Origin of the sequence: Sphingobacterium spiritivorum, from assembly GCF_016724845.1 — a bacterium.
GTDB lineage: Bacteria > Bacteroidota > Bacteroidia > Sphingobacteriales > Sphingobacteriaceae > Sphingobacterium > Sphingobacterium spiritivorum_A.
In genome coordinates this window covers 1,770,506-1,783,805 of the sequence record NZ_CP068082.1, presented here as the reverse complement: position 1 = coordinate 1,783,805, position 13,300 = coordinate 1,770,506, and the positions used below count along the sequence as shown (strand labels likewise).

The following is a 13,300-nucleotide window of genomic DNA, read 5'->3' as shown; positions in this document are numbered from 1 at the left end:
ATGAATATCCAGAATATCCAAGATAATTTTTATAATCATTTTCAGCAACACAGTTCAATTATTGTTAAATCTCCGGGACGCATTAATATTATCGGAGAGCATACCGATTATAATGATGGTTTTGTGCTGCCTGCAGCGATCAATAAGGCTGTGTATGTAGCCGTCGCACCGAGACAGGATAATGAAATCTGCCTTTACGCAGCAGACTTCCGGGAGATGTTTCAGGTGTCTGCAGCAGATCTGCAGCCTGCTGAAAAGGGATGGCCAAATTACATTTTAGGCGTGGTGGATCAACTTCAGAAGCGGGGATTACATGTCGGAGGATTCAATCTATTTATTGACGGAGATGTACCTGCAGGAGCGGGGCTTTCTTCCTCTGCAGCAGTAGAGTGTGCCACAGCTTTTGCTTTAAATGAATTGTTTTCGCTTAATCTTTCGCGGATAGATATAGCCAGAATAGGGCAACTTGCTGAACATACCTATGTCGGTGTAAAATGCGGAATCATGGATCAGTTCGCTTCTGTACTCAGCGAGAAAGATCAGGTATTCAGACTGGATTGCCGTTCTTTAGCATATGAATATTTTCCTCTGGAGCTCGGTGATTACATGATATTGTTATTGAATACGAATGTCCGACATTCACTGGGAGACTCTCAGTACAACAAGCGTCGTGAAAAATGTGAACTTGGCGTTTCCTTGATCCGTGAAAGATATCCTGAGGTAAAAAGCCTTCGGGATGTTACAGTAGAGATATTGGATGAAGTGGTGAAGAACAGAGATGAGGATGTGTATATCAAGTGCAGGTATGTTGTCGAAGAAAATCTTCGGGTTGTGGCGGCCTGTCAGGCGATGGAAAAAGGGGATTTGATCTCTTTAGGACAACATATCTATGCTTCACATAAAGGGCTTAGTAAAGCTTATCAGGTGAGTTGCGAAGAACTGGACTTTCTTGTAGATACTACTTATGCATATCCTGATGTATTAGGTGCACGAATGATGGGTGGTGGCTTCGGTGGCTGTACGATCAATTTAGTAAAAAAAGACTTTTTAGACCAATTTGTAAAGGAAATCAGTGCATCATATCAACAACAGTTCGGCGTATCGCTTACCCCTTATGTGGTCGAAACTGCAGATGGTACTACTCGTATAGCCTGAAATTGTAAAAAATAAGATTTCAAAGGCATTTCATACCCATGAAATGCCTTTTTTATTATCGTATTGCTTCTATAATTTGGTTAAGTAAAATAAAATGCCAATTTTAGTTAAAAGAATATTCTTGTATCCTAAATTGATCAATCTATTTACAAAAACTCATTTTAATTCAAGTGAAAAATCGGATATCTGCCTCTGGCAGTCAAGGTTTTGTCACCTTCTAAAACAAATTATATACGAATGAAAATAAGACTCCTTTTTTTCTTGCTGTTATGTACTACAGTAACCGGATGGGCACAACTTAAATCTCCTGCAGAATTTTTGGGATACCCTGTCGGGACTAAACTGACTCCACACTGGAAGCTGATCAGTTATTATAAACATGTGGCCGAACAGAGTCCTAAAACAGTGCGCATGCAACAGTATGGCACTACAAATGAGGGGCGACCACTGTATGTGGCATTTATCTCATCAGAATCTAATATAAATCGTCTGGAAGAAATCCGCCAAAACAATCTAAGGCTGGCTCATTCTTTAAATGATGGAAAACAAGCCAATGAACAAACTCCGCCTATTATCTGGATGAGTAATAATGTTCACGGGAATGAATCGTCATCTGCCGAAGCATCTCTGCTGACACTCTATGATCTGGTTAATCCGGCAAATCAGAAGGCTCAACAGTGGTTAGAGAAGACGGTAGTCGTTATCGATCCTTGTCTTAATCCTGACGGGACTGACCGGTATGTCAATTGGTATAATAGTGTTGTCGGTGATCAGCTGAATGCCAGACGTGACGCCAGGGAACATCATGAGCCGTGGCCAGGAGGACGACCAAACCACTATTATTTTGATCTGAACAGGGACTGGGCCTGGCAGACGCAGGTGGAAAGTCAGCAACGGGTTGCCTTTTATAATAAATGGTTGCCACAGGTGCACGTAGATTTTCATGAGCAAGGAATTAATAATCCTTACTTCTTTCCTCCTGCAGCAGAGCCATTACATGAAGTAATCACTCCATGGCAGCGAGCTTTTCAGGAAACAATAGGGCGGTTCAATGCCCGTTATTTCGACGAGAAAGGCTGGCTGTATTTTACAAAAGAAAGATTCGATCTGTTCTATCCCTCTTACGGAGATACCTATCCGACGTATTCAGGTTCTATCGGTATGACGTATGAGCAGGCAGGTAACGGGTCTGCAGGTTTGGGAGTGGTCACGGATGAGCTGGATACGCTGACACTGGTAGACCGGGCAATACATCACCATGCTTCCGGAATTAATATTGTGCAGGTATCCGCTGAGCATGCACCTAAACTGATCAAAGAGTTTAGAGATTTCTACAATCAGGCTGTAAGTGGTAAACTCTCTTCTTATCAGTCCTACGTCATTAAATACGAAGATAAGCATGCTGCAAAGCTGAATGCCTTGCAGACTTTCCTCAAGAATAATGATATTCAGACCTATACCGCAAAAGGAAGTTTTAAAGGATATAACTATACCACTGCAAAAGAGGAAAGCTATTCCTGCACTGAAAAAGATCTGGTGATCCCTGCAAATCAACCCAAAGCAGCTCTGATCCGGGTATTGTTTGAACCGCACGCAAAATTGAATGATTCAGTTACCTACGATATCACGGCATGGGCGATGCCTTATGTATATGGATTGGAAGCATATGCTACCAAATCTCCTGTTGCGCTTGGTAAGCCTTATGAGAGAGATAGTATTCGTAATCAATTATCCGCAACAATGGGCTATGCAATGAAATGGAATGGTTTTGCCGTTGCGCAGATTACTTCCGAACTGCTGAAGAAAGGTTATGCTGTCAAATATTCGGAGGAATCCTTTACCATTGGCAATGAAGTTTTCCCTTCCGGATCTGTCGTGATTCTCAAGAAAGGGAATGAGAAATTCACAAATAGCATTGCTCAGGAATTAACGGTGTTGGGAGACCGGTATCAGATTCGTATTTATAGTCTGCAATCCAGTTATGTAGATAAAGGACGCGATTTCGGTAGTCCTTCAGTCGTGAAGATCAAAGCACCTAAGGTTGCGATGTTTACAGGAGAGGGAACCTCTTCCATTAATAGTGGCGAAATCTGGCACTATTTCGACCGGCAATTAAAGTACCCGATTACATTGATCAATGTCGGAGATTATGACCGGACAGACTGGTCAAAAGTTGATGTGTTGATACTTCCTTCCGGTAAATATCCATTCCTGAAAGATAAAGCACAGTCCGAGCAGTTTACAAAATGGATACAGGCCGGAGGTAAAGTAATCGCTATGCAGACAGCGGTTGACCAGCTCAGCAGTCAATCGTGGAGTTCGATGAAATTAGTAAAGAAAGATACCATACTGCCGACTACACCTAAAACGACTGTCAAATATGGCGACAGGGAACGAAATGCACTGACAAACTATACTGCTGGTGCTATCTTCAAATTGACGATTGACCCTACCCATCCGCTTATGTTTGGATATGAAAGCTATTATACGTTAAAACAAGACGATAAGATCTACCAGTTTGCGGGAAATGATAAAGGATGGAATGTGGGATATATCGGAGAAAATGCCAGAACAAGTGGTTTTGTAGGGGAGAAACTAACAAAATACCTCAAAAACGGGGTTGTATTTGCTGTACAAGCTGTAGGAAAAGGATCAGTAACCTATCTGACAGATGATATTATCTTTCGAAACTTCTGGGAGAATGGTAAATTGATGATGGCTAATGCCACATTCTTTGTCGGTAACGCGCAGTAATAATCAGGGTAACATATCCTGGTTGTCCATTCTTTAATGTAATTAAGCGTCTGCTGTTTCTTTATACAGCAGACGCTTAATATTTTAATACTATACTGAATATTTCCCTTGCAGATCTTATTTACTCATATCCCGTAAAAGGTCAAGTGCTGCGCTAACACTGTAAATGTTTTCAAAAGCAATACGGAGCTGCCCTTTTACTTCTTTGAGATTACAGATTGTAGGGTTAGTTTGTACAAAAGCCAGTACTTTACCAAACTGATCGGATTCAAAATAAGATGATTTCGGATTATTAAGGAAAAAGCCTTTAAGTGTGTTTTTCTTGTATGAAATTTTTTCTAGACCAATCTGCTTGCCATACCATTGCAGACGCAACGTATTAAACAATTCAAATACCTCACGGGGAATGGGCCCGAAACGGTCTTCCATAGAGCGTGCAAATGCAGTTAACTGTTCTTCGTTTTCCAGTTTGGACAATTCCGTGTACAGATTATAACGTTCTGAGATATTGGTTACATATTCATCCGGAATAAGGACTTCCAGATCCGTGTCGATCTGTGTAAAGGATACATATTTACGCTCTTTTTCGTCAGCGAAAAGATCTGTAAACTCATCGTCTTTAAGCTCCTGAATAGCTTCATCCAGAATTTTATGATACATTTCAAATCCAATTTCAGCGATAAAACCAGATTGCTCGGCACCAAGCAGATTTCCTGATCCGCGTATATCCAGATCACGCATGGCCACATTAAATCCTGATCCGAGTTCCGAAAATTCTTCAATAGCTGATAATCTCTTATAGGCTTCTGAAGTAAGGGTTGATAACGGAGGGCTTAATAAATAGCAAAATGCTTTTTTATTGGATCGCCCAACACGTCCCCGCATCTGATGCAGGTCACTCAGACCAAACATATGTGCATGGTTGATCATAATAGTATTGGCATTAGGAATGTCAAGCCCTGCTTCAATAATGGTGGTAGCTACCAATACATCAAACTCATGGCTGATGAATTTTAGCATTACATCTTCCAGGTCATCGCCTTCAAGTTGGCCGTGAGCTACACCTACGCGGGCTCCCGGAACTAACTTTTGGATCAGAGCACCCAGTTGTTTCAGGTCTGCAACACGATTGTGGATAAAGAATACCTGCCCTCCGCGGTCCAGTTCATAACTGACAGCTTCCTGAATAAGGGTTTCATTAAACACGTGAAGCTCGGTCTGTACCGGTTGTCTGTTAGGCGGAGGTGTGGATATAATGCTAAGATCACGCGCTCCCATCAGTGAAAAATGAAGTGTGCGCGGTATCGGAGTTGCTGTAAGAGTCAGTGAATCCACATTTGCCCGCATTACTTTGAGTTTCTCCTTGACAGAAACACCGAATTTCTGCTCCTCGTCAATGATCATCAGACCCAGATCTTTAAACTTCACATCTTTACTGACCAGGCGGTGAGTACCGATAAGGATGTCTATTTTTCCTTCAGTCAGTTTTGCTAAGGTTTCTTTGATCTGTTTAGTGGTCTTGAAGCGGTTGACGTAGTCAATATTGCAGGGGAGGCCTTTCAATCTTTCTGTAAACGTCCGATAGTGTTGCAGCGCCAATATGGTTGTAGGAACAAGGACAGCGACTTGCTTGCTGTCTGCTACAGCTTTGAAAGCTGCACGAATAGCTACTTCCGTTTTACCAAAGCCCACATCTCCGCAGATAAGGCGATCCATAGGATGCGGAGATTCCATATCACGCTTCACGTCGGCTGTAGCTTTTTCCTGATCCGGAGTGTCTTCATAGATAAAGGAGGCCTCCAGTTCATTTTGCAGATAGGTATCCGGGCTAAATGCATTTCCGGTCTGAGCTTTACGCTTTGCATAGAGCTTGATCAGATCCCTGGCTATATCTTTTACTTTACGTTTGGTCGTTTTCTTTAATTTCTCCCAGGTATCGGTTCCCAGTTTGTTCATTTTGGGAACTGTGCCTTCTTTTCCGGAATATTTTGATATCCGGTTAAGAGAATTGATATTGACGTAGAGAAGATCATTGTCTGCGTATACAAGACGGATCATCTCCTGCGATTTGCCGTTGACATCTACTTTTTCCAGACCGGCATATTTTCCTACCCCATGATCGATATGGGTGATATAATCTCCCGGTTTCAGATCACGAAGTTCTTTCAGCGTAATGGCTTGTGTACGCTCATAGCCTTTCTTGCGCTTATACTTATAATACCTGTCAAAAATCTGATGATCTGTGTAGCAGGCCAGTTTCAATTCATCATCTCTAAATCCTTCCCGCAGAGCTTTATGCACAGGGATAAAGGTGACTGTCTTATCCAGATCTTCTATGATAGTGAAGATCCGCTCAATCTGCTTGGTCGAATCTGAAAAAATAAGATTCTGAATATGTTGTTTTTCGTTCTCTTTGAAATTGTGAAGAAGGAGGTTGAAATCTTTATTAAAAGAGGGTTGCGGATGGATATCAAAAGTAATGGTCTGATCTGCTTTGTAGAAAAACTGCTTCCCGAATTCTACTATTGGAAAATCATGGAGCATCGCCGCCAGATTTCGCTCATCACTAAGGCTATATTCCGGATTGATCCATTCCGGATTTTGTGTTTTTTCCTTTTCTGTCAGTGCTTTCCAGAATTGATTTGCTTTCTTAAACCCGTCTTTGACAATGTCTGTCAGAAACTGAATATCCTTTACCCAGATAACGGTGTCCTGATCGATATATTCCAGAAGTGAGATATGTTGAGCGCTCAGAAACTTAGCCTGTACATTGGGTACAATCGTGACAGTATGTATCTTACTGACCGATAGCTGATCTTCGATGTCAAATGTTCGTATACTTTCTATATCGTCCCCAAAAAACTCAATCCGATAGGGCTTGTCATTAGAGAATGAAAAGATATCAACGATACCTCCTCGTATAGCAAACTGTCCCGGTTCGTAGACAAAGTCGACGCGTTCAAAATCGTATTCGGATAAGAATTCATTTATAAATTCTATGGAGAGCTTACTGTTTTGTGTTATTTCAAGTGTATTTTTTTGCAGGTCTTGTCTGTTAATGACTTTTTCTGCAAGCGCTTCCGGATAGGTAACTACCATTTTTGGTAGCTCGGAGGCATGGTTCAGTGCACTAAGTGTTTCGGCACGTTGCAGAACATGTGCAGCATCCAGCTGTGTAAAATCAAAAGCTTTGCGGAAGGAGGAAGGGAAGAAAAGGACCTGTTTGTCCAGTAAACTTTCGAGATCACTCAAAAAATAAGAAGCTTCTTCATGTGTAGGCAGAATAAAGACGTAGGGGCGTTCCTGTAAATAATAGGACGCAACGGCTACCACCGCATCTGATGATCCGACAAGACCTTTGAGTTGAACTTTAGGGTTTTTAGCCTGAATAGCTTTTGTCAGTGCTTGTGTTTGCCCGCTCTGACCATATTTTTCTAATATTTCTTGAATTCCCACGCGCGAAGTATTTTGACATCGCGAAGTTACTTAAAATGTAGGGTTTGACTAAATTTTCACCTGAAAATTAGTCACAATCCTCATTAATTTTACGTAAAACCGTTCTTTTATTTTTGGGCTCATCTGCTCATGATAAAACAACATATATCCTATATCAGGCCTGTTTTACAGCTCAGTCTGCAGCTTAAGATCACGTATATAGCTATGAAGAGCGCTTTTGGTAGCCACATCAAGGATACGTTGTAAATCTTCTCTGAAGTCAAACTGCAGATCCTCATGTAGCTTGTCATATTTGGTCAGTACATGCTTAAGGCGTCCACTGATATATTTATGCAGCTTGTGCGCAGCAGATTGATAAGAAGACTGAAATAGCTCCGGATATCCTTCGATCGCACGGCTGAGAATGTATATCCTGAATTCTACTTCGCTGACTTTGTCTTTAGTCACCTTTTCGTGCTCATTGACCATTCCGCTGGCTTGTTTGACCAATCTGTTGAGGCCTGTGAAATTGCTGAAGTTGGGAGAGCCGCCAACTTGTGAGGTGCCGGTATTAAATAGTTGCTGCAGCTGTGCACGCAAGCTGATAATTCGATCCTCCAGATCATTTTCATCTTCGAGGAGTTGATAATGAAGTTGTTTGATTAACATTTTGTCCTTACTGATGAGCCGGACCAATAGTTTATCTTTTTCCTTTTGCGGAAGATTGAGTACGGCTTTTTTGAGTTCAGGATCCTGATGTAGTGACATAATAATAAAGGTAGATATAAATGAAATAAAGTGCTGTAATTTTTATCAATTAAGTAGGTGTTGTCTGAAATTTAATATAAAATGAAAAGTAATGTAAGGATAATCACTAATATTTATAAAAAAGGATAATATATTTGTATCTTCCTTAAGAATATAATATTAACCTGCTAATAATAATATGTCGTGAAGTTACTGTATTTGCTTTTTCCTTTTTTGATAGCTGGTTTTTATGCGGAAAGTCAGGAATTAAAATTACAAAGTTTTACTACCCGTAAACAACAGCTTGAATCTATACTGGCTACAGAACATACACTTCCTGCAGATACGTCCCGGCTTAAGACCTATCTTCTTCCCATTATCCGGCAGGCAGATAAGGACAGGGACTCCAGTTTGAGGGCTGCCTATTATGGACTGATGGCTGATGGCTATGCCTTGTTCTATGATGATATCAATCCTAAGAGTACACAATTATACCTGCAATCTATACATACAGCTTCTGTCAATAAAAAACCGGATGTAGAGCTCTGGGCGATACTCAATTATGCTCATTATCTGTATAATTACAGAGATATGTCTGCCGCTCTTCCGTTATTTATGCAGGCAATTGATCAAATTGGTAAATTAAAACAGGAAAGCATTTTGATTCCCTGTGAATCATTCAGGCATATCGGTTATTTCCTGGGGACGATCGGCGATTATGATGAGTCGATTGTCTATCTGAAAAGAGCGGAAGAATATGCCGCTGCCCTGTCCTGTGACAGAGCTGCTCTTCAGGATAATATCGGCCAGTATCTGTTGAAAAAGCAGGATACGGTAAGTGCAGAAATGTATTTCAAAAAAGCAATGTATACGGCAAGGCGGGTAAATGATGAGGTGCGTTTGGGTAAAGCAATGGGCAATATGGCACTTATTTATCAGGGAAGGGGACAGATAGATAAGGCTATTCGTTTTGTACAACAGGATCTTGTCTACTCGACCAAATATCAGAGTGATCAGAATACAATGTATGCATTGATATTGTTAGGTAAGCTGTATCTGGCCAACCACCATATTTCCGGTGCGGAAAAAGTGATCAGTGAGGCTGAAAAATATGCTGTGGCCAAACCTTATTTTAAGAGATCCGAATATGAGATTGTACGTCTGCGGCTGGATATTGCCTTGATGCAAAAAGATGTACAGGAAGAGTTAATAGCACGCCGGAGACTGGCGGTGCTGGATGATTCTCTGGCCAATTCGGATGGGGATATGATCCTCAGGCAGACCAGATGGCTTGCACAGAAAGAAAGATATGCGCACAATATCGAACTTGCTCGTCAGAGCTATGAGAAAGAGAAGTTTAAAAAGGGAACTTATTTAGTTCTCGTCGTTATCTTATTGATCATTATAGCGTTGATCTTCAATATTTTTAAGCGGAAGAATAAAGCACGTCAGGATAATTATGACAAGCGTATCCTTCAGCTTCAGGTTGAAAAGGTGCTTTCAGATCAAAGACTATTGAAAGCGAACGAGACTATGGCTTCTTATCGAAGTTATATGGCTGAAAAAAATGAACAAATCGATCTGCTTGCCAAAGAAATAAAGGAGATCAGTAAATCATCTTCAGCTTCTTTAAAACAGCAGAAAGGTCAATTGCAATCCTTGCTGGACTCTCATCTGATGACTGAAGAAAACTGGACCAATTTTAAAACTGCTTTTCAAAGAGAATATCCCTTTTTTATTCAGCAATTGCGTAAAAATTATCCGGAACTTACAGAGTCTAATCAGCGTATTATACTGTTGCTGAAGTTAGGCCTTTCCAATAAAGAGATGTCTAATATGTTGGGCGTTACTGTAGATGCAGTGAAAAAATCCAGACAACGGTTACGTAAGAAACTGGGGGAGAAATCAGACGATCTTTTCAATATTGTGTTTGATCGGGATACTTCAGATTCAGACAACGGTTAGCGTAATATTTTTGTTGATAACCATTCGTTTACAAGACAGACACAGAAAATTTTCAGTAGAAATGAGTAGCTTTAGGTCCAAACCTGATCAATTGATATGAGAAAAATATTTCTTCTTTTACAGTTCTTTTTTACAGTTGCTGTATGGGGACAAGAGTCCAAAAATTTGCGTGTTCTTCAGTTTAATATATGGCAGGAAGGAACAGTTGTGCCGGGTGGTTTTGAAGCTATAGCAAATGAAATCGCACGTTTGAAACCCGATCTGATTGCATTTAGTGAAGTGCGAAATTATCACGATACAAAATTTAATGAGCGTATAGTCGAAGCACTTGCACAAAGAGGTCTTACCTATTATTCTTTTTTTAGCAATGACAGCGGCCTTCTGAGCCGTTATCCGTTGGCTTCTTACGGACGTGTGGGTGATGACAGCAAATTTAAAGGAACTATACACAAAGCTGTTGTTTCTCCTTCGGAGGGAAAGACGATTGCATTTTACACTGCTCACCTGGAGTATACGAAAGGCGCAAATTATCTGCCACGAGGTTACCATGCGGATACATGGGCAAAACTTGAAGCACCTATTGTAGATGCAGACGCTATTTTAGCTAACAATAATTCATCCAGTCGTGATGAAGCTATTCAGATTTTCATGGACGATGCTGCGAAAGAAATCAGTGTAGGACATGAGGTAATCCTTGGAGGCGATTTTAACGAACCGTCTTATCTGGACTGGACCGCTCGTACCAAAGATAAATATGATCATAAGGGGTTGATTATTCCCTGGACGATTACCAAAATGCTTGCTGAAGGAGGGTTTCAGGATGCATTTCGTAAAGTATATCCAAATGAAGTAACTCATCCCGGTTTTACTTTTCCTTCGTACAATAAAGATGTTGAGATCAGTAAGCTGGTGTGGGGAGCGTCGGCCGATGAGCGGGACAGGATTGATTTTATCTTTTACAAATCAGGTCAAAGGCTAAAGCCTGTCAAGGCTGCCGTTGTCGGCCCTAAAGAATCTATCTTGAGAGGAGAGAAGACAACCGAAGTATCAAAAGACAAATTTATACTACCACTGGCTGTATGGCCGACGGATCATAAAGCATTGTTAATAGACTTTCAATGGAAATAATAAACAAAGAGGCTGAAAAATATTTTTCAGCCTCTTTGCTTATTATCCGATTGGGTTTTCTTTAAGATATTTTTCCCATTTCCATGAACTGGACATCATTTCTTCAATACCTAATTCTGCTTTCCATCCCAGTTGCTCGGCAGATTTAGTAACGTCTCCCCATACTTTGATGATATCTCCTTCACGACGCGGGCCGATTACATAATTAAGCTTCTCTCCGGATACACTTTCAAAAGCTTTAATAGCTTCTAATACCGTATACCCATTTCCGGTGCCTACATTGAACACATCATATTTGCCATTTGGATTTCCTTTTTCAAGAAGTTTAATAGCCGCAACGTGTGCCTTTGCAAGATCTATCACATGAATATAATCACGTACGCATGATCCGTCCGGTGTGTCATAATCGCCTCCGAACACGGTTAATTTTTCTCTTTTTCCAATTGCTGTCTGTGTGATAAACGGAAGCAGGTTTTGAGGTACTCCTATCGGCAATTCACCAATCAGTGCAGAAGCATGTGCACCTACCGGATTGAAATAGCGCAAGGCGATAATGTTGTAATTGTCGTATGCTTTGGCCGTTTCTTCGAGTATTTCTTCTGCGATCTGTTTCGTATTTCCATATGGAGAAGTTGCTTTCTTGACAGGCGCACTTTCAGTAACAGGCAGGGTGTCCGGTTCTCCGTATACTGTACAGCTGGAAGAAAATACAAAGTTGACAGGACTGTTGCGGTATGTTTCCAAAAGATTGATCAGCGAAAAGAAATTGTTGTGGTAATATTTCAATGGATCAGCGACAGATTCACCCACCGCTTTGGAAGCTGCGAAATGTATGATTCCTCTGATATCCGGATTCTTTTTGACAAATTCAGATACAGCATCTGCATCGCATAAATCAAACTGGTGAAATTCGGGCCTGCTGCCCGTTATCTTCTCAATCTGATCCAGAATAAGGATGTTTGAGTTAGAAAGGTTGTCAATAATTACAGGTGTATATCCTGCGTTGAATAATTCTACTACAGTGTGCGAACCAATATATCCGGTTCCTCCTGTTACAAGTATTTTGCTCATTATCTATTATTATAGTATGTAAAATCTTTATGTTCTAAATGCGTTAGCGGTAGAGTACGGTAGTATGCTATGGTTTGTTCCAGTCCTTGCTTTCTGGATATGACCGGCTCCCAGTTTAATATTCTTTTTGCCTTACTGATATCCGGTCTCCTCTGCTTGGGATCTTCGGCAGGGAGTGGCTGATAAATAATCTTACTTTTGCTGTTTGTAATCAGCAGGATCTCTTTCGCCAGTTGCTGTAAAGTGATTTCTTCCGGATTTCCGATATTGATCGGGTCTGCACAGTCAGCGTGCAATGTTTTGAAGATTCCTTCCACCTGATCACTGACATAGCAGAATGACCGTGTCTGTTGACCGTCCCCGAATACTGTCAGATCTTCTCCTCTCAGCGCCTGAGCGATAAAGGCGGGAACTGCCCGTCCGTCGTTGAGCCGCATACGTGGTCCAAAGGTATTAAAAATGCGTACAATACGGGTTTGCAACTCATGGAAATTATGGTATGCCATAGTCATTGCCTCCTGAAAGCGCTTCGCCTCGTCATACACTCCTCTGGGCCCCACGGGATTGACATTTCCCCAGTAATCTTCTGATTGCGGACTCACTGTCGGATCGCCGTAGATCTCTGAAGTGGAAGCCACCAGTATGCGTGCATTTTTGGCTCTGGCAAGTCCGAGTAAATTATGTGTACCTAAGGATCCTACTTTCAGTGTCTGAATCGGGATACGCAGGTAATCCACAGGACTGGCAGGTGAAGCGAAATGCAGGATATAATCAAGGTGTCCGGGAACATGGACAAATTTGGAAACATCGTGGTGATAGAATTCAAAATGATCCAATTTATACAAGTGTTCAATATTGCGTATATCTCCTGTGATCAGATTGTCCATGCCGATAACGTGATAATCTTCCAGAATAAAACGATCACAAAGATGAGAGCCCAGGAAACCTGCTGCTCCAGTTATCAGAATCCGTTTGCGATGCTTATTTTTCACTTCTATCCGCTAATTCAGAAAGGGTTTAATATCTTTGACCAAGATAAGCAATA

8 protein-coding genes are annotated in these 13,300 nt (G+C 41.2%); 4 read left to right on the top strand and 4 right to left on the bottom strand.

Going from position 1 to position 13,300, the window contains the following annotated elements:
* Entirely contained in the window at window positions 1–1,155 is a 1,155-nt protein-coding gene (locus tag I6J03_RS07410; protein ID WP_003008904.1) for a galactokinase, read from the top strand.
* Window positions 1,156–1,392: 237 nt separating this feature from the next.
* On the top strand, window positions 1,393–3,909 hold the full coding sequence (locus I6J03_RS07405; protein WP_003008902.1) for a M14 family metallopeptidase: 2,517 nt from the start codon (window positions 1,393–1,395) through the stop codon (window positions 3,907–3,909).
* A 117-nt stretch (window positions 3,910–4,026) separates the two neighbouring features.
* Here the strand turns inward: I6J03_RS07405 and mfd are convergent, their stop codons facing one another.
* Together mfd and I6J03_RS07395 are read right to left on the bottom strand one after the other, a co-directional pair.
* Entirely contained in the window at window positions 4,027–7,365 is a 3,339-nt protein-coding gene (mfd, locus tag I6J03_RS07400; protein ID WP_003008900.1) for a transcription-repair coupling factor, read from the bottom strand.
* A 165-nt stretch (window positions 7,366–7,530) separates the two neighbouring features.
* Window positions 7,531–8,112 (bottom strand): hypothetical protein, encoded by a 582-nt coding sequence (locus I6J03_RS07395; protein WP_003008898.1) that lies wholly within the window; start codon window positions 8,110–8,112, stop codon window positions 7,531–7,533.
* A 183-nt stretch (window positions 8,113–8,295) separates the two neighbouring features.
* On the opposite strand from I6J03_RS07395, the gene I6J03_RS07390 reads away from it, so the two are divergent.
* Window positions 8,296–10,056: a helix-turn-helix transcriptional regulator gene (locus I6J03_RS07390; RefSeq protein ID WP_003008894.1), complete on the top strand. Its 1,761-nt coding sequence runs from the start codon at window positions 8,296–8,298 to the stop codon at window positions 10,054–10,056.
* A 96-nt stretch (window positions 10,057–10,152) separates the two neighbouring features.
* Window positions 10,153–11,184 (top strand): endonuclease/exonuclease/phosphatase family protein, encoded by a 1,032-nt coding sequence (locus tag I6J03_RS07385; RefSeq protein WP_003008892.1) that lies wholly within the window; start codon window positions 10,153–10,155, stop codon window positions 11,182–11,184.
* A gap of 42 nt (window positions 11,185–11,226) precedes the next feature.
* Here the strand turns inward: I6J03_RS07385 and galE are convergent, their stop codons facing one another.
* Window positions 11,227–12,255: a UDP-glucose 4-epimerase GalE gene (galE, locus tag I6J03_RS07380; protein ID WP_003008890.1), complete on the bottom strand. Its 1,029-nt coding sequence runs from the start codon at window positions 12,253–12,255 to the stop codon at window positions 11,227–11,229.
* Window positions 12,255–13,247: a UDP-glucuronic acid decarboxylase family protein gene (locus tag I6J03_RS07375; RefSeq protein ID WP_039990127.1), complete on the bottom strand. Its 993-nt coding sequence runs from the start codon at window positions 13,245–13,247 to the stop codon at window positions 12,255–12,257. The genes galE and I6J03_RS07375 overlap by 1 nt, the downstream gene beginning before the upstream one ends.
* Between the last annotated feature and the right edge of the window lie 53 nt (window positions 13,248–13,300).

What these genes read in the sequence shown, in the direction of transcription:
- I6J03_RS07395 (WP_003008898.1), bottom strand. Translation starts at nt 8,112, where the DNA reads ATGTCACTACATCAGGATCCTGAACTCAAAAAAGCCGTACTCAATCTT.
- I6J03_RS07405 (WP_003008902.1), top strand. Translation starts at nt 1,393, where the DNA reads ATGAAAATAAGACTCCTTTTTTTCTTGCTGTTATGTACTACAGTAACC.
- I6J03_RS07385 (WP_003008892.1), top strand. Translation starts at nt 10,153, where the DNA reads ATGAGAAAAATATTTCTTCTTTTACAGTTCTTTTTTACAGTTGCTGTA.
- I6J03_RS07410 (WP_003008904.1), top strand. Translation starts at nt 1, where the DNA reads ATGAATATCCAGAATATCCAAGATAATTTTTATAATCATTTTCAGCAA.
- galE (WP_003008890.1), bottom strand. Translation starts at nt 12,255, where the DNA reads ATGAGCAAAATACTTGTAACAGGAGGAACCGGATATATTGGTTCGCAC.